The organism is Photobacterium sp. AWH4_225, from assembly GCF_056158405.1.
Genome location: NZ_JBSWTF010000004.1, coordinates 1,774,687 through 1,791,729, shown reverse-complemented (window position 1 = coordinate 1,791,729; position 17,043 = coordinate 1,774,687). Strand labels below are relative to the sequence as shown.

At 49.0% G+C, this 17,043-nt stretch carries 15 protein-coding genes and 1 tRNA gene; 10 read left to right on the top strand and 6 right to left on the bottom strand.

From position 1 onward, the window contains the following. Positions 1 to 82: 82 nt before the first annotated feature. The 10 genes from ACXAD4_RS25220 to ACXAD4_RS25175 all read left to right on the top strand — a co-directional run bounded on the left by ACXAD4_RS25220 (position 83) and on the right by ACXAD4_RS25175 (position 13,296). Positions 83 to 1,495 carry an HlyD family type I secretion periplasmic adaptor subunit gene (locus tag ACXAD4_RS25220; protein WP_475244771.1) on the top strand — a complete coding sequence of 471 codons (1,413 nt, stop codon included), beginning with the start codon at positions 83 to 85 and terminating at the stop codon, positions 1,493 to 1,495. A gap of 72 nt (positions 1,496 to 1,567) precedes the next feature. Next, a complete protein-coding gene (locus ACXAD4_RS25215; RefSeq protein WP_475245650.1) occupies positions 1,568 to 2,896 on the top strand; it encodes a TolC family outer membrane protein in 1,329 nt (442 codons plus the stop codon). Between the two features lie 155 nt (positions 2,897 to 3,051). Next, on the top strand, positions 3,052 to 3,525 hold the full coding sequence (locus ACXAD4_RS25210) for an OmpA family protein (RefSeq protein WP_475244770.1): 474 nt from the start codon (positions 3,052 to 3,054) through the stop codon (positions 3,523 to 3,525). Between the two features lie 27 nt (positions 3,526 to 3,552). Further along, on the top strand, positions 3,553 to 4,251 hold the full coding sequence (locus ACXAD4_RS25205) for a transglutaminase-like cysteine peptidase (RefSeq protein WP_475244769.1): 699 nt from the start codon (positions 3,553 to 3,555) through the stop codon (positions 4,249 to 4,251). Between the two features lie 15 nt (positions 4,252 to 4,266). After that, positions 4,267 to 6,291 (top strand): bifunctional diguanylate cyclase/phosphodiesterase, encoded by a 2,025-nt coding sequence (locus ACXAD4_RS25200; RefSeq protein ID WP_475244768.1) that lies wholly within the window; start codon positions 4,267 to 4,269, stop codon positions 6,289 to 6,291. After that, positions 6,272 to 8,494 carry a type I secretion system permease/ATPase gene (locus tag ACXAD4_RS25195; protein WP_475244767.1) on the top strand — a complete coding sequence of 741 codons (2,223 nt, stop codon included), beginning with the start codon at positions 6,272 to 6,274 and terminating at the stop codon, positions 8,492 to 8,494. Before ACXAD4_RS25200 ends, ACXAD4_RS25195 begins: the two co-directional genes overlap by 20 nt. A 4-nt stretch (positions 8,495 to 8,498) precedes the next feature. Then, positions 8,499 to 9,857, top strand: a complete 1,359-nt coding sequence (locus ACXAD4_RS25190; RefSeq protein WP_475244766.1) for a TackOD1 domain-containing metal-binding protein — start codon at positions 8,499 to 8,501, stop codon at positions 9,855 to 9,857. Further along, complete coding sequence (locus ACXAD4_RS25185) at positions 9,844 to 11,157, top strand: glycosyltransferase family 2 protein (protein ID WP_475244765.1); 1,314 nt, start codon at positions 9,844 to 9,846, stop codon at positions 11,155 to 11,157. The genes ACXAD4_RS25190 and ACXAD4_RS25185 overlap by 14 nt, the downstream gene beginning before the upstream one ends. A gap of 3 nt (positions 11,158 to 11,160) precedes the next feature. Beyond that, the gene (locus ACXAD4_RS25180; RefSeq protein WP_475244764.1) at positions 11,161 to 12,195 is read left to right on the top strand and encodes an HlyD family secretion protein; all 1,035 of its coding nucleotides are present in this window, start codon (positions 11,161 to 11,163) and stop codon (positions 12,193 to 12,195) included. A gap of 87 nt (positions 12,196 to 12,282) precedes the next feature. Further along, positions 12,283 to 13,296: a manganese-dependent inorganic pyrophosphatase gene (locus ACXAD4_RS25175; RefSeq protein ID WP_475244763.1), complete on the top strand. Its 1,014-nt coding sequence runs from the start codon at positions 12,283 to 12,285 to the stop codon at positions 13,294 to 13,296. Positions 13,297 to 13,352: 56 nt separating this feature from the next. Here ACXAD4_RS25175 and ACXAD4_RS25170 read toward each other — a convergent pair. From ACXAD4_RS25170 to ACXAD4_RS25145, 6 genes are all read right to left on the bottom strand, one after another. Then, a tRNA-Ser gene (locus ACXAD4_RS25170) sits at positions 13,353 to 13,443 on the bottom strand. A 143-nt stretch (positions 13,444 to 13,586) separates the two neighbouring features. After that, positions 13,587 to 14,282 (bottom strand): DUF4336 domain-containing protein, encoded by a 696-nt coding sequence (locus ACXAD4_RS25165; protein WP_475244762.1) that lies wholly within the window; start codon positions 14,280 to 14,282, stop codon positions 13,587 to 13,589. A gap of 121 nt (positions 14,283 to 14,403) precedes the next feature. Beyond that, positions 14,404 to 15,048 carry an HAD family hydrolase gene (locus ACXAD4_RS25160; RefSeq protein WP_475244761.1) on the bottom strand — a complete coding sequence of 215 codons (645 nt, stop codon included), beginning with the start codon at positions 15,046 to 15,048 and terminating at the stop codon, positions 14,404 to 14,406. A gap of 53 nt (positions 15,049 to 15,101) precedes the next feature. Further along, entirely contained in the window at positions 15,102 to 15,491 is a 390-nt protein-coding gene (locus ACXAD4_RS25155; protein ID WP_475244760.1) for a VOC family protein, read from the bottom strand. 28 nt (positions 15,492 to 15,519) lie between these two features. Beyond that, positions 15,520 to 16,107 carry a DUF1349 domain-containing protein gene (locus ACXAD4_RS25150; protein WP_475244759.1) on the bottom strand — a complete coding sequence of 196 codons (588 nt, stop codon included), beginning with the start codon at positions 16,105 to 16,107 and terminating at the stop codon, positions 15,520 to 15,522. After that, positions 16,104 to 16,874: a DeoR/GlpR family DNA-binding transcription regulator gene (locus tag ACXAD4_RS25145; RefSeq protein WP_475244758.1), complete on the bottom strand. Its 771-nt coding sequence runs from the start codon at positions 16,872 to 16,874 to the stop codon at positions 16,104 to 16,106. Before ACXAD4_RS25145 ends, ACXAD4_RS25150 begins: the two co-directional genes overlap by 4 nt. Positions 16,875 to 17,043 lie beyond the last annotated feature (169 nt).

Sequence of the window (17,043 nt, the reverse complement as noted above, 5' to 3'; positions counted from 1 at the left end):
CAGGTAAATAATTGTTTCCGTTACCACTATATGGATATGGGTTGGCTAACGTGTCTTTCAGTACGAGGTTAAGTACGAAGGCATGACGAAGAAAAATAGTGATATCAAACCACAGCATCTCGACTATGTTCGAGACACTCACTATGCCTTACTGCTTGAGGCATCGGGCAAGTCACGCCTGCTGCTTTGGTGTGTCGGGCTGTTTTTTATCGCTGCGATCAGCTGGGCCGCTTTTGCCCCCATCGAGCAAGTCACCCGTGGTGAAGGGAAGGTGATCCCCTCCTCGCAGCGTCAGATTATTCAAAACCTTGAAGGCGGGATTATCAAGGCCATCTTGGTACGTGAAGGTGAACAGGTTACTGTCGGGCAGCCTCTCATCCAACTGGATGACACCCGCTTCAAGGCCGACTACGAAGAAAAGAACCAAGACTTGCTCGGAATCAAAGCCGACAGTATCCGCCTCACCGCTCTGCTTAGCAGTATCAAAACATCATTACCAAGTGATTCGCCTGACAAGTCACCCAGCAAGCTTTGGCGGCAGTCTGTCACTATTTCCCCTGCTAACCTGACGTTTCCAGAACATTTCCACCAGCAAAATGCCGACTTGGTAAAAAGACAGCAGAGCGAGTACCGTGACCAGCTCGCCAGTCTGGACAACCAACTCACATTGATGGCACAGCAAATCCAGCAAAAACTGCGGGAGTTGGAGGAAGCAAGAGCACGATTGAAAAACCAGAAACAGAGCTATTACCTTGCCAGTGAAGAATACCGCATCACCAAGCCACTGGCCGATGAAGGGGTAGTACCAAAAGTTGAACTGTTGAAACTGCAACGGCAGGTGAATGAAACCCGCCGGGATATGACCTCGACCGAGCTGCAGATCCCAGCGATGAAAGCCGCCTTGAATGAGGCCATTTTCAAACGGCTCGATATAGCGCTCAACTTCCGCTCTGATACCCAATCAGAGCTGAACCAAACCTCCGACAAACTCGATGCCTTGAGCCAATCACACCTTGGGTTACAGGATAAGGTGGTTCGTACCCTTGTCACCTCCCCCGTCAATGGCACGGTGCAAAAAATCCATATCAATACCCTCGGCGGTGTTATCCAGCCCGGGATGGATCTTATCGAGGTGATCCCTACAGAAGACAGCTTGTTGGTCGAGGCGCAGATCTCACCCAAGGACATAGGGTTCCTGAGACCCGGGTTAACCGCAATGGTCAAATTCACCGCCTATGATTTCACCCAATACGGGGGGCTTAAGGGAACGCTGGAACATATCAGCGCCGATACCTTGCTCAATGAAGAAGGTCACAGCTATTACCAGATCAGGATCCGGACTGATGAAACCGCTTTTACCGATCCGGCGGGAAACCAGCTGCCAATTATTCCGGGCATGAACGCGGTAGCCGATATCATCACCGGCGAAAAAACCGTCTTGCAGTACTTGCTCAACCCAGTGTTAAAAGCCCAGCACACAGCACTCAGGGAGTGATTGAAGGAGGCTGTTTACCAATATTTAGGGGTTACTTCTCAATTATTTAGGGGCTATTGCTCAATGAAAAAGATGCGAATAATAACACGACCTGTGTCGACCAAGCTCAGTATCAAGCTGGGATTGATTGCATCATTGTTAAACATTCCGCTAGCGGTGGGGCAATCGCTGGAACAGGCGGTGGCTGATACGCTCGCGACTAACCCTGAAATCAAAAGGGCGTACAATGAGTTCATGAGCCGTAACCAGTCCACCCGCTCCTCAGTCGGTGACTACCTGCCTTCTGTCGACCTCGAGGCCAGTGCCGGTTATGAAGACTACGACAACACCACCAACAGCACTGGGGATTATGAACCTCTCGACGCTACCATCAGTTTGCGCCAGCTGATCTGGGATGGCTCCATCACCTACCATGATATCCAGCGCAACAAGGCCGAAGCCGAAGCGCAGCGCTACCAGCTATTGGCGGATGCGCAAGACAAAGCCCTGCGGGTAACAGAAATATATCTTGATACCCTTGAAGCCCAGGAAGTATTGGCCCTGTCGCAAACCAATTATGCCGTGCACCAGAGGATATTCACCGATATCAAGAAACGGACGGACTCCGGTATCGGCTCTACGGCTGATTTAGCCCAGATAGAGGGGCGGCTCGCCCGCTCGCGCTCAAACCTCATTGCCGCCGAAAACAACCTTCAAGATAAAACCACCGAATTCTACCGTGAAGTTGGCAGCAATCCCGTCAACCTCGAGAAGCCGGAAGTTGACCAGAATTACATCCCAGCGTCCCTCGACAGCGCCCTCAATGAGGCCAAAGACAGCAACCCGGTATTGTTTGTCGCCAAAAACGATATCGACGCTGCCAATTACCAATACAAGCAAGCCAAAGGCAACTTCTACCCAACTTTCTCCATCGAAGCTTCCCAAGAGTGGGGAGAAGACCTGGACGGTACTCCCGGCCATACCGATGAATTCAAGGCGATGCTGAAAATGGAGTACAACCTCTACAACGGTGGCTCTGATCTCGCCGAAAGCCGCCGCGCCGCTTACCAATACAGCCAATCTAAGGATGTACGAGACCGCGCATTCCGTTTGCTAGAGGAAAGCACCCGCCTGGCATGGAGCGGCATGGAGCTGGCGCTCAGCCAAACCCAATACCTGCAAAAACATGTCGATGCCTCCGCCCGAACCGTTATTGCCTACGAAAAGCAATTTAAAATCGGCAAGCGCACCTTGCTCGATGTACTCAACACGGAAAACGAACTGTTTGAGGCGAGGAAAGCGTATCTCGATGCCCACTATGCCGGCATTCTTGCCAAGTACCGTGTCCTGAACGCCACCGGGCAGTTGCTAGAGGAAATGCGGATTGATGTCCCGAACCAATGGTCACAATCAGTACGCTAGGGGGAGCCATGAAAAGACTTAATATTTATCAGTGGCTGTGGGTTCCATTTGTCTACCTGTACGCCTTGGGCTTATTGGCAGGATGCTCGACCGAAGCCGAAGCACCGCCCGTGGCCGAGCAATCACGGGATCTGATGGATGACGATGGCGACGGGGTGATCAACGCACGGGACAAGTGCCCGGGAACACCGCACTCCGCCATCGTCGATAACGATGGCTGCCCGACATTTGTCGAACGCTCCGAGTCCAATGACCTCCACATCTTGTTTGCCAATGACTCAACGGTCATCCCTGATAATTTCCAAGCCCAAATCAAGCGAATGGCGGATTTCCTCGCCTCCTACCCAGAAGCCCGGATCGAATTAAAAGGCTATGCCAGCCCGGTGGGTGCCTCTGAGTATAACCTTGGGCTGTCAAAGCGCAGGGCCACCGTCGTTCGCCAGCAACTGATTGATTACGGGGTCAGCCCCAGCCGGATAAAAACGCTCGGCTTTGGTGACAGCGAACCGGTAGCGGCCAGTTCGCGGGAGCAATCCAACACCCTCAGCAGGCGAGTCACAGCCCGGGTACGAGGAGAACGGGGGAATGTGCTGGAAGAGTGGACTATTTTCTCGCTACGCGCCGACTAAATGCCAATGAAGAGGACGGAGGTTAGAATGCTATTGATCTCGCTGCTACTCAGCGGTAGCTGGTTACAGCCGGCCCATGTTGCAGCCAAGAAGCCTTCTGAGGAAGCAGTCCAGCTGAGCGCCGAGGAGATACAAATTGCCAAGCGTATCGAACAGGCCTACAGCAAAAAAGCGGCCATGCGGGTGACAGCCTGGCGGAAACTACTCAAGGAAACAAAGCTGCATGATGAGCTTGACCAGCTCAAACAAGTCAATGATTTCTTTAACCAGCTCAAGTTTCTCGATGATATCGACATTTGGGGCAAAAACGATTATTGGGCCACCCCGCTGGAGTTTTTAGGGGCCGGGGCGGGAGACTGCGAGGAATTCAGCATCGCCAAATACCTTTCACTCAGGGAGTTAGGCGTAGAAGATGAAAAACTGCGGCTCATCTATGTCAAAGCGCTAACCCTAAATCAATTCCATATGGTATTGGCCTACTACCCAACGCCTAGCTCGGTACCTTTGCTGCTGGACAACCTGACACCAGACATCCTGCAGGCTAGCCAACGCCCTGATTTGCAACCTATCTACAGCTTCAACGGTAGCAAGCTATGGCTCATGAAACAGCGCGGGCAAGGCCAGCTCGTCGGTGATGCCAGCCGGATCAAACATTGGCGATCGCTGCAACAACGAGTTTTGCACCAACAGTTTGCCAAGCCCATCCTTTGGCTGGACAGGGAATAGGAGGCTTAACAGAATATGTCACTCTATCGCCAGTTGTTTTTGGGGTTGAGCCTGCTGTTCTTGTTGTTGCTGGCCGGCATTGCCTTCAGCCAATTCACGACGACCCGAAGCTATTTGGTTGAACAGCAGAGCATCGAAATAAACAACGCTATCCATGCTGTTGGCCTGGCGATCTCCCCTTACTTGGAACAAGACGATATTGTCGCCATCGAGTCGGTGATCAATGCCATGTTCGATGGCAGCCTGTACCAGAAAGTCACGCTGGAATTACTAGAAGATAATACCGTTATTGAGCGCGCTTATCCCGCCCAGCCCAGCGATGTCCCGCATTGGTTTCAGCAGTGGGTCTCGATCCCCACGGTTACCCGGCAAAACACTTTGACCAGTGGCTGGCTCCAGTATGGCAAGATAACGGTAACCAGTTATCCAACACTCGCCTACAGCAAGCTTTGGCAAAGTAGCTGGCAGCTGTTAACCACCTTTATTATCGGCTTTGTGATTGGCGTACTGGCCTTGAAACTCCTGCTGGATCACTTCGTTAAAAAACCACTCAGCCAATTCCAACAAAAAGCCCATGCTATTGCCGAGAAACACTTTGGCCACCCACTGCCAACGCCGCCAACAAAAGAGTTTATCCCGCTCACCCACGCGTTCAACCAGATGTCAGCTAAAATCGAACAGCACTTCAATCAGCAGGCCCAAGAGGCCGATCTGCTGCGCAAGCGCGCCTACCAAGATCCGGAGTCTGGCCTCAATAACCGCAAGCGGCTGCTTCTCCAAATGGAAGATTGGCTGGAGCAAGGTACGCCAGGCGCTTTGGTGATCATCAAATTAGAAGCCATCAGCCGGTTAAGAGGGAAGAAAAACTTCAAGAAAGCCGCTCTGCTGGCAGAAAAAGTCGGCCAGCATCTCAACAGCACCGCAGCTGCCCAGCAAAAGCTCGGCCGGCTGAGCCACAGTGAATTCGTCATCATTCACCCCGAACACGACAATGCAAATAATTCAGAACAAGATCGCGACGCCATATTGAACCTCATGGATCAGCTCAGCCATATTCAGGCCAGCAACTCGCCTGAGAGCCTCCAGCCTATTTTGGGCGGCATCATCACCAAACATACCCAAAGCTCATTGAGTCTGTCTGAATTACTGGCGCAATGTGACAATGTCCTGTCCAAAGCCCTGCATAACCCCCAGCGTTTCGCCGCCGTTCACCATCAGAACGGCTTACAGCAAGAGCAGGCATCGCCAGCCGAAGGGGCGCCGCACAATTCTCAGCGAGAGATGCACCAACCCGAACACTTGCTGTGGGGCAAACAGCAATGGTTTGAGCTGTGCCAAACCGCGATTGAAAACGACAATATTACCCTGTCATTCCAGACCGCCAGAGACAGCCAGCACCACCCGCTTCACCAAGAAGTCTTTGCGGTGCTCAAACACCATGAGCAGTGTTATTCTGCCCACCTCTTCCTTCCAGCCCTCAATGCCCTAAAGCAAACCGTGGCGCTAGATCGCCATATGATCCAGAAAGCTGTCCATTACCTGTCGCTACACCAAACGTTTCTGGCCATTAATATCGCCCCGACATCCATTGCCGATACAGGTTTTATCCAGTGGTTAGACAGCTTTCTTGCCGAGCACCCTGTCATTAGCCAGCAGCTGATATTCGAACTGCCAGAAATCGCGTTTCTTGAAGACGCAGCCCAAACCCGTTTGTTCTGCCTCGTGCTCGACAAACACCGCTTTACCTATGGTATCGATAATTTCGGCCACCACTTTGATTCTGTTGGCTATTTACGACAATTCAATCCCCAGTATGTAAAAATCGATACCGATTTCACCCGGCATCCAACGGATGATGCACAGCAGGATGCGTTGCGTGCCCTTATCCAGACGGCCCATCACCGCAATATCAAAACGATTGCCACGCGGGTGGAGCACCAACCTCAATACCAAGCATTGAAGGAGTTCGGCGTTGTTGGCTTCCAAGGCCACTACATTACCGTTCAGAAGGAGGCAAACCATGGCAGACCCACTTCTTAACGCCTTGCATTACCTTTGTCACCATTACGGCCAGCCCCGTTCAGTGAACTGCCTGCTGGAGGGCCTCCCCTTGCAAGATGGCCAGCTCTCACCACATTTACTGCCCCGGGCGGCTCACAATGCCGGTTTCCAGGCCGAGGAAGCAAACCTCAGCCTCCCCCAGCTTTCCCCACTACTGCTGCCGGTGATTGCCCTGCTCGATAGCAACCAGGCCTGTGTCCTGCTCGATATCGATCAGGAAAAACAGCGGGCTGAAGTCGCCCTTCCCTGCCCAAAAAACTATGATCCAAGAAAAAGCAATGCCTCAGAAAAAAGCGATGCCCCTGAAAAAAGCTGGATGAGTTTCGATGAGCTAGAGCAGCAATTTCTCAACCGAGTCTTTTTGCTAAAAATGCCATTTCAGTTCGATGCCCGAGCTGAATCAACCGTTGACGCTGCTAACGCAAGCAAAGCCCAAGTAAATCCAACGACAGGAGCTGCGGGAGTTGCGCCTCCCCAAAGCCCTTCTCACTCCAGCCAAGCCTGGTTCTGGCAAACACTATGGCAATCCAAGCCCCTGTACCGCGATGTACTAATCGCCTCTGCTTTGCTCAATGTTTTTGCCTTGGCCATTCCGCTCTTCACCCGGCTGATCTACGACAAGGTGGTGCCCAACCAAGCATTCGATACCCTTTGGGTACTGACCAGCGGCATCGTGGTCATATTTGGCTTTGATTTCCTGCTCAAATACCTGCGCAGTTACTTCATCGATATTGCGAGTAAAAAATCGGATATCCTGCTATCAGCGGCAATCTACCGCAAAGTAATGGGGCTGAAGCTGGCTGCCCGCCCTCCTTCTGTCGGTGCCTTTACCCGCCATTTGCAGGAGTTCGAGTCGGTCAGGGAGTTCTTTACCTCCGCCACCATCACGGCGTTGATCGATTTACCCTTTGCCCTGCTTTTTTTACTGGTTATCTACACCATTGCAGGGCCGCTAGTTGTCATTCCCATCGCCGCCATTATTGTTCTCGCGATTTACAGCATGCTGATACAGCACCCTTTGCAAAAAGCCATTGAAGAAGGCTCGCAACTTGCAGCGCAAAAACATGCTAACTTGGTCGAGAGTGTGGCAGGCTTGGAAACGGTCAAGCTATTCAATAGCCAACCCCAATACCAGTATCGCTGGGAGCAGGCCGTCGCCCACATAGCTAACTGGGGCGTTAAATCGCGCAGGCTGACAGACTCGGTCCATAACCTGGCAAGCCTCACCCAGCAATGTGTCTCTGTGGGGGTGATTATCTATGGGGTTTACCTTATTGCCGCAGGCACGTTGAGTGTCGGAGGCTTGATCGCCGTATCTATGCTCACCAGCCGGGCTATCGGGCCGATGGTCCAGCTGTCACAGCTATCGACCCGTTACCACCAGGCTAAGTCTGCCATTGCTATCTTGAGCGATATCATGGCGATGCCCGATGAAACCCGGTCTCAGCAAACGACCGAGCACGCCAAGCCGCTAAGTGGCGATATTCAATGCGACAACCTAACCTTCACCTACCCGCATGCCGATACACCTGCTTTGCAATCTGTTTCTTTGACGATCAAGCCGGGCGAGAAAGTCGCAGTCATTGGTAAAATCGGCTCGGGCAAAACTACCCTGCAGCGGTTATTAATGGGACTGTACCAGCCAAGTTCAGGGGCAATCCGCTTTGACAACACCGACATCAACCAATTTCACCTCCATTCGCTGCGCCAGCAGATAGGATGTGTCCCCCAGGACAACGCGCTATTTTTCGGCTCGATACGTGACAACATTACCCTCGGTTCGCCACAATCCAGCGACGAGGACATCGAAAAAGCCTGCCTCCAAGCAGGCGTCCATCTGTTTACTCAACACGACCCATCAGGCTTAAATCGCCAAGCCGGAGAGGGAGGTCAATATCTCTCTGGTGGACAGAGACAAGCTATCACCATCGCACGCGCCTTGCTCAACCAACCTAGGGTACTAGTATTTGATGAGCCCACCAGCCAAATGGACAGCCAATCGGAACAGCATATCAAACGCACGCTAAAATCATTCAATAAGCAGCACACGCTGATCCTCTTTACCCACAAAACCAGCATGCTCGAGTGTGTAAACCGTTTGATAGTGTTGGATAAAGGCCATGTGGTAGCTGATGGGGAGAAAGAAACAGTGTTACAGCAGCTTAGAAGACCAGCAGGATAACCATATGCCATTAACAGACAAATGCTTATACTGGCTGGGAAAAGACATCCCTGAAGTGATGTTATTTGAGCAAGTCGGTATTATTGGAACAGTCGAAGACCTACCTGATATCTGGGGAGGGATCTTGTGCATTAACCTTGATGATGCCGAAAAACAAAATGACACACTCAAAGCGATGTTTAGCCATCCAAAGTTCTGGTCATGGTCGGTTTATGTTGGCCTCAGCACCCCCTACAGTGAATGTTTGTGTGACGGTGTTTTCGATGAAAAGGTTGCCTATGAACAGTGGGAAAACAGCAAAGTTAAGCTCAGCAAACTGCCTGATAGAGAAAGCATGGAGCCCATGGTGGGTTGGCTCGGTATCAACCGGCATAGAAGGATAAAACCGGTCAAGTTTCTCGACTCACTATCCGTATACCGCTACCCCATCATAGAGGCCCTTTACCCGGAGCTTTACTCTAGCTATCGGTTCATTGTGACCGAAACTAAGCGTGAAATGCTAGAAGCCGAAATCCTAATTGACCGCATAAGAGTCTGTAAACAGTGTAATGGCGGACACCTTAACTATGTCGAGGTCTGCCCCAACTGCAAAAATATCGACATCGACGTCCAAACTTCCCTGCATTGCTTTACTTGTGGACATGTCGGCGAGCAACAGAGCTTCTTGCGTAAAGGAAAACTAGAATGCCCCAAGTGCATCACCCAACTCCGGCATATCGGGGTTGACTATGACCGGCCTTTGGAAACGCATATTTGCCATAACTGCTCCCACTTATTTGTTGAGGCAGATACCATCAGTCATTGTCTAAGCTGTGAAGCTCAAACAGAAATCTCAGAACTCATTGTACAAAAAATATATCAACTAAAGCTGGGGCAGCTTGGTGAATATGTCTATCAACATGGAAAAATGCTTCAGGCTCCTGAGCTGTCAATCAAAGGAAAAGTCGATGCCGGATATTTTGAAAATATTCTGTTGTGGCTTAATAAAGTTGCCTTGCGTCATGATGAAGAGCACTTACTGCTTAGTATGCATCTCCCTAGACTCGAAGAATACAGTAGCCTCTACGGTGACAGTAAGCTATTTGCTTTGCTCGACCAAATTACCAGCCGGCTCAACGGCTTGTTTCGTGATACCGACATTTGCTGTCAATACAAGCAAGATGTACTGCTGGTTTTGATGCCTAAAACTAAAATATCAACGATGCCAGTACTTCAAGGCAAAATAAAAAAGCTCACCCAGTTGATTGAAGACGACCTTTTCACTCTGCATGTATCCGCCTTCAAAATACCCGATCCCACAATAAACGACAGTGTTAAAGTGTGGCTCGCTGAGGCTATAGGTAACATCTATGGAGCCAGGTAGTGTCTATATTTTTGAACATTTCATTCTGATCCTGCAGAATAATCTTGAATTATGGCTTTTACTCTTTCCGATGCTAATCATCGTTGAATTACCACTGTACCTATTGGTAATTACAGGGATCTTCCGCTGGGCTTACCATCAACCACCACCAGAACCCGAGCACTTTCCCAGCATTAGTTTCATCATTACATGCTATGGCGAGGGAGATGCCATTCAAATCACCATCGATACCTTAGTCGAGCAAATCTACCCGGGCCAAATTGAAATACTGGCGGTTGTGGATGGAGCAGGCCAAAACCATGAAACTTATCTAGCCGCTATTCAAAGCAAACAACAGCATCGCAGTAGAAAAGACCGACAAATCAAGGTTATTCCAAAATGGCAGCGCGGAGGTAGAGTCTCCACCCTCAACGCCGGGCTCGCGATGGCAAAAGGCCAACTAGTGATCAATGTTGATGGCGATACCTCTTTTGATAATGACATGGCCTATACCATGGCTAAGGTATTTTCCTCCCCAAACACCTTAGCCTGCGGTGGCGCATTGAGGGTTAGAAACCACACAACCAACCTCCTGACTCGGATGCAGTCACTTGAATATATGTTATCTATGCAAGCAGGAAAGACCGGCATGGCAAACTGGGGGGTATTAAACAATATTTCTGGTGCTTTCGGTGCATTTAGGAGTATTTTACTCAAACAGGTTGGTGGCTGGGATACCCACACAGCTGAAGATCTTGATTTAACCATGCGCTTGAAACAGTACAAGGTACGCTACCCAATGTACCATCTTCGTTTTTCTCCTCACGCTGTTGGCCATACAGACGTTCCAGATACCTTAAAAGGGTTGATTATGCAGCGCTTAAGATGGGACGGCGACCTACTGTTCCTGTTTCTACGCAAGCACAGTGAAGGCTTGTCCCCTTCACTACTAGGATGGGGAAATTTCATTTTCACTTTAGCATACGGAGTGATCCAAAACGTTTTGCTACCTATCATTGTCGCGGGCTATACGCTGTATATTATCATCAGCTACCCACTTGCTTTTACCCTTGCTCTTAGCATGCTGTTGTACTGCATTTATCTCTTCTTTTCGTTGCTATTCTTTGTTGTGTACTACGGCTTAGTTTCTGAACGAAAAAGTGATTGGAAAGCGGCGCTATGGCTTCCTATCTACCCTATTTACCAGTTCATCATGCGTCTTCTTACTGCTTTTGCCATGATTAATGAGGTGGTACGTAGAAGCCATGAAGAGTCCAGTATGGCACCTTGGTGGGTACTCAAACGAGGGAAAAAATTCTAACCGATGAAAGTTAAATTTCACCTCGAAAAGCAGCAAAAGCCACAGTCTGAAAGTGGCGTTAAGGTTGTATACGGCCAAGCAAAAAGGGGCGGATATAAACTGCGCTGGTACCTGATCCTTGCTTTGGTCATCAGCCCGCTGATCATCATGGGGTACTATTTATTTCGTACTCAAGTGTTGGTCATCGCTCCTGCCATAATCACTTCCTACCCAATAACCATAATTTCTGCTGAAGATAGCCTCGTCGCGCCAATACCAACCGTGATTGGGAGTCAGATAACTAAAGGCCAAGCCATCATTTTGCTGAGCGATCCAGCACTTGATGAGGAAACGCGCTTTATCGAGCAAGAGTTATTGAAGCTAACCCCTCCGAATCCGGATATAGACAAGCTTTATCAGGCGGCTATTGCACAATCAGAACAAAACCTACAGAAGTTCAGGCAGATACAAAGGAAGTACGACACTTTTAGGGCAAAGGGCCATGTATCCGAAGTTGATTATGCAGCAATAATTAATATCAGCAGTTCACTCAACAACCAACTTTATAACCAAAAGCTGGCCTATATTGAGGCGAAGCGCCATTTAAATGAGATCGCCCTCGCAGGCCCTGTAAGCCAAGCCTATCGTGCTCTGATGCAAGAGTTGGTAGTTAAACGAGCCCAACAGGATAACCTCACCATACGCAGCCCAATTAATGGCCGTGTCATTGACATCCACGTATTAGAGGGCGAAAGAATACCCCTTGGTGCTCCGCTTATCACCGTGGCACAAAACAACACGCCAGATGTCATTGCCTTTCTCAATCCCAAGTACTTACAGTATGCCGATATCGATAGCCAAGCCACAGTGAAATTCCCAGATGGCAAAACTATGAAAGCTACTGTCAGTAAGCCTGTTGAGATCGTTAATAAGTTACCTCAGGAGCTTCGCCAACCTTTTGAGGGGCAGCCTGCTTACTTAAAAGTAACCTTAAAGTTTGAAGGCACTTTAGACCCCAAATACTGGATTGAGGGAATGGAAGTAGAAATACAGTTTTAATCATTCTTTAAGGGTTATGAAATACAACTGTAATCTAGCATCGGTAGTTTTCGCTTCCAGTTTATTGAAATAGATAGGGAAATCACCGTGAAATTATCACCACTTGTTGCAGCTGTCATTGTTGCAGTATCCTCGGCGAGCCACGCCTTCGACTTGCAGCAACCAGCTAACAACAATACAGATAACTTGGTCTGGACTGGTCACCTGAGCCCTGATACCGACACCGTCATGTCAGCAATGCTAGCAGCCCACATCTACGGTGGTACAGCAACGGTACCTGAGAAAATCAACCCTGAGTCTGAGTTTGTCCTCAATTTTTGTAACGCTGAGTCACCTCGCATTGAATCTGACTACAGCCAGTTCAAAGTTGGCCTTGTCGATTTCAACCAGACTACCCAGCTAGCACCAACCATTAACCAAGGCTCTATTGTCGCCGTTATCGACCACCACGCCATTGGCGGCTCGCCAATCAACACACCACAGATTGTCGCTATGGACATCCGTGGCTGGGGTTCTGCGGCAACTATCTTGGCAGACAATGCCGAAAAACTAGATGTCACCCTACCGAAGCATCTTGCTTGTGTCGGTTTGGGCGCAATCTTGTCTGATACCGTGGTCTTCCAGTCTGCGACGACGACTGACTATGACCGTGAATATGCTGAGAAATTAGCAAAAATTGCCGGTATTGATGATATCGAAGACTTCGGCCAGCAGATGTTGATTGCCAAATCAGATTTGAGCCACCTTTCCGCTGACACCATTTTAACCATGGACTACAAAAACTTTGAATACGGCGGCAAGAAAGTCGGCATTGGTGTAGCAGAAACCCTGACGGCCCAGCAGCTCATTGACCGCAAAGAAGAGTTACAGGCAGCAATGAAAGCCTACAAGCAAGCCAACAAACTGGATCACCTGTTCTTTTCGATCACCGACACCAAAGACAAAAAAGCCAACCTGCTATGGGTCGATGACAGTGACTTGAAAGTAATCAAAACTGCCTTCGAGCCTACACCAGCTACTGATATGCTAACGCTAGAAGGCGTCACCTCACGCAAGCGCCAGATTGGCCCAGCTATCCAAGGTGCGATTGAGAGCTTGTAAAGCAAACGATGCGCATACGAAAAAGCCGCTGATTTCTCAGCGGCTTCTTCAGAATGTGGCGGAGAGATAGGGATTTGAACCCTAGATACGCTATTAACGTATGCCGGTTTTCAAGACCGGTGCTTTCAACCACTCAGCCATCTCTCCGTAAGTGCGGTGAATAATACGGACTTCGATGATGGCTGTAAAGAGGAAAAACCTCATCCAGAGCCTAAGTGGTCACTATCAGACCAAAGCGTTGCTATTCATAACATGACGCTTCATTAAGCTACAGATTGTAGCAGCAAGGCTCAAACTGCAAAGCGTGAGATGAGCCCGGCAAAAACAGCCTTGGCATCATTTTCGATAATATCACCGTGGGTCACGACTATTTTATCAAACTCCCAATCTTGTACGCTTTGCACAAATCGGCTGAAAGCTGTTTTATCTTTGATGGTGAAGCTCATTTTAAGCAGAGGGTGAACACAGCAGTCTTTAAAACCAATAGGCTCAAACACGTATTTAGTCATTGCTCCCGCAAACCCTGTTTTATTGGGGTTTTCAGGGTAATTTTGTACTAAGTCTGTCACTATCAAAGATGATGAGCGGGAGTGAAAAAAGACAGTTTCATTTAGCACCGGAACAGATGGCATAGTTTGCCATTCAAGATCCCCTTGCCATACATTTTCCATGCCGCGTTGCAGAATGTGATAATTGGAGAGCGGTACTTTACGGGGAATACCCGCACTGACATAGACTTCAGCATCAGGATAAGCATCAATCCAGTCTTGCAACCATTTACTATGATGGTTATTGGCAGCGACCAAGTACCGTACAGATCCCAAGGCATTTATCTCTTGTTGCAATGACGGTGAGATAGCTGTTGGTGAATGTACCCATAGCCGGCCATCTTTAAGCCGAACTATGGTCATCCGTAAGCCAAGCTTGTTACCCAGCATTTTCATTGAGTCTTCATGAACCCAAATATCATCGCCTATCTGTCGCATGCCTTCTCCGCTAGTTAGTTGTTTCTAATCAACTTCTCTATCTATCAACTATAGTGCCAGAGGGCGCAGCAAAGGCATGCTTTTGAGATCACAGAATCGCCAATTCAAATTCACCTATAGGTTAGATATATGGCTTAACGTCAATTAGTGAGTCAACAATTGACGTTGCACGAGGTACAACATCTTCCGCAGGTACTAACAAATCCGGGATCATAATCGCCAGGCAACCTGCATCAAGCCCTGAGCGCATGCCGTTATTGGAATCTTCCAATACCAAGCAATTTGCTGGTGCGATATCTAACTGGCTACAGGCCATCAAGTAGCAATCCGGTGCCGGCTTGCCGTTCTCTACATCTTCGGCAGTCACCATGACATCGAACTGACTAATGTAGTCGCTACCCGAAAAATGATGTTCCACTTTATCTCGAGGGGAGGACGTTACAAGCGCACACTGAATCCCTTTTCGCTTGATCTCTGCAAACAGTTCAGCAAAACCCAACTTATAAGGAATACCTTTGTCTTGTTCTGCTTTGAACATCTCATCCCTGACCTGGCAAAAGCGTGCCAAATCTAGCTGATCACCAAACATTTTAGCCACTCGGTGCTCGCACTCTACATCCTGCACCCCGATGAAAGACTGATAGTCTGCATCGGTTATCACTAAACCTTGGTCTTGGGCGGCGTATTGCCAGCAAGCCTTGTACAACCCTTCAGTGTCAAAGATCAGGCCATCCATATCAAACAATACCGCTTTTACTTCTTTCATATCCTTCCTCAAAGTTGTTGTGTGCAGAGAGTTGCCAGCGCTGAGTGATGTCATCACAGCGTAATTTCGAGTCGGTTGCCTTCAGGGTCAAGTACAACGCTCTCATAGTAACCATCACCGGTTCGCCGCGGGCCATCAACCACGTTATAACCGTCATTGGCTAAACGCGCGGTTAATGCATCGACTTCTTGCTCGGAACCCACCGACATCGCCAGGTGTATCAACCCAGTAAACTGAGCCAAGGGATCATCTGCCGTCACAGGAATCGCATCATTGTGCATGATTTCCAAACGAGCCCCTTTGCCAAAACTCAAGAAATAAGAAGAGAATCCTTTCTTGGTATTAACGTATTTATCGTTAGATACCGCTTTGAAATAGGTTTGATAGAAAGAACGCATCGCTTCCAAATCGCGTACCCACATTGCAACATGTTCAATTTTCATGATTTATCCTAAAGGTCATATACTGGCGTTATTCGCCATTGCGGAAATTGGCAACAGCCTCAGTCGATATTTCCACCTGCTCTACAGTTACCCTACATCCAAGCTGTCTTGGGGCCTGTGCGGCTATACCCACTTGTAAATGCGGCTTCCAAGGCAAGCCAAACTTACGGACAAAACGCCACAGCTTGCCATCAAGGCTATAATGCATGCCGATCATATTGCCCTTGCGGGTAATCCGAAGGTAAGCTTCGGGACTTTCTAGCACTTCGTTATTGGTATCATCTGACCAACCATCAGTGACGACAGACACAATCGATATCCCGCCATCAGCGCACTTTTCTATACAGATTTTTGCCCAACGTTCGGCACTTTCTCGAACCATCAATGCGCCGGCATCGAACAATCCCACCAAGTGGCAATCCAATTTGGCCTGAAAGGTGAAATCTCCCGACAAATGTGTAAAGAGAAAGCTTGCCGAATCAGCAATGGTTGATTCGAACGATCGAATACAATCCGTTTCGCCATAAGGTTCAATCAGCAGCTGATTCGGGGTTTGTTCGACATGCAGTGGCGGATTTAACCATTGGAACTTCTTAGCAGATAGGTTGAATGTCATACGCTGATCACCTCGATATCGAGCTCTACAAAAGCTGCGGTATACTCTGGCGTTGCATCCGTCACAATCACGTCGAGCACTTCCGCGGCTACCACTTTGTAAGGGGAGCGTTTATTGAGTTTCTGTTGACTCGCAAGAGCAACAACGCGGCGAGCCTGATTAACCATTGCGGTTTTCACTTCAGCTTCAGCCATATCATCAGCGCTTAGTCCAAACTCACTGTCCAGTCCACATACCCCAAGCACAGCCATATCTGCAGCTATGTTTTCAATCGCACGCACCGTCACTGCCCCGGTTGCGATGGCACCTGATGGATGGATGCGTCCGCCTAGCAAGATGGTCTCGATATTTCTCTCAAGCAAAACGGTTGCAACAACAGGTGATGGGGTGATCACAGTAATAGTACTGTTTACGGGAATGACATTCGCCACTTTCAATATCGAAGTCCCGCCATCAAGAAATAACGTCTGCACACCATCAAGTAATGACTGAAGCGAAGACTGGCAACCTGCTAACCAGGTATCGGCATCTTTTACCCTATCGATAAAAGGCCTCGCAGGAACGCCTCCTGCAATAGCGCCTCCTTTTACCCGCTTGAGCGAGCCTTGCTGCTCGAGGGCAATCAGATCGCGTCGGATGGTATCAAGGGAAACACCCAACTCTTCTGCAGCCTCTTTGGCGATAAGCGTTTTCCCTTGCTGAATTTGCTCCAGAAGCCAATTCTGCCGGGTAACCGGGTTGTTTAAATCAAGGGATGAATCTGCCATAAGCTAGTCTCGTAGGAATGCGATAGCCTGCATTCTATATTGCATAAAACTGCAGATCAATGCACCTTACCGCAAAATGCCGTAAAAAAACGCGAAAAAATGCAGGTTATTTTAATATTACAGACTTATAAATGCATTTCCCTGCAAAAAAACATGGCCTCGTAATCAA

What these genes read in the sequence shown, in the direction of transcription:
- ACXAD4_RS25220 (WP_475244771.1), top strand. Translation starts at nt 83, where the DNA reads ATGACGAAGAAAAATAGTGATATCAAACCACAGCATCTCGACTATGTT.
- ACXAD4_RS25215 (WP_475245650.1), top strand. Translation starts at nt 1,568, where the DNA reads ATGCGAATAATAACACGACCTGTGTCGACCAAGCTCAGTATCAAGCTG.
- ACXAD4_RS25205 (WP_475244769.1), top strand. Translation starts at nt 3,553, where the DNA reads ATGCTATTGATCTCGCTGCTACTCAGCGGTAGCTGGTTACAGCCGGCC.
- ACXAD4_RS25200 (WP_475244768.1), top strand. Translation starts at nt 4,267, where the DNA reads ATGTCACTCTATCGCCAGTTGTTTTTGGGGTTGAGCCTGCTGTTCTTG.
- ACXAD4_RS25195 (WP_475244767.1), top strand. Translation starts at nt 6,272, where the DNA reads ATGGCAGACCCACTTCTTAACGCCTTGCATTACCTTTGTCACCATTAC.
- ACXAD4_RS25190 (WP_475244766.1), top strand. Translation starts at nt 8,499, where the DNA reads ATGCCATTAACAGACAAATGCTTATACTGGCTGGGAAAAGACATCCCT.
- ACXAD4_RS25185 (WP_475244765.1), top strand. Translation starts at nt 9,844, where the DNA reads ATGGAGCCAGGTAGTGTCTATATTTTTGAACATTTCATTCTGATCCTG.
- ACXAD4_RS25180 (WP_475244764.1), top strand. Translation starts at nt 11,161, where the DNA reads ATGAAAGTTAAATTTCACCTCGAAAAGCAGCAAAAGCCACAGTCTGAA.
- ACXAD4_RS25165 (WP_475244762.1), bottom strand. Translation starts at nt 14,282, where the DNA reads ATGCGACAGATAGGCGATGATATTTGGGTTCATGAAGACTCAATGAAA.
- ACXAD4_RS25160 (WP_475244761.1), bottom strand. Translation starts at nt 15,048, where the DNA reads ATGAAAGAAGTAAAAGCGGTATTGTTTGATATGGATGGCCTGATCTTT.
- ACXAD4_RS25155 (WP_475244760.1), bottom strand. Translation starts at nt 15,491, where the DNA reads ATGAAAATTGAACATGTTGCAATGTGGGTACGCGATTTGGAAGCGATG.
- ACXAD4_RS25150 (WP_475244759.1), bottom strand. Translation starts at nt 16,107, where the DNA reads ATGACATTCAACCTATCTGCTAAGAAGTTCCAATGGTTAAATCCGCCA.
- ACXAD4_RS25145 (WP_475244758.1), bottom strand. Translation starts at nt 16,874, where the DNA reads ATGGCAGATTCATCCCTTGATTTAAACAACCCGGTTACCCGGCAGAAT.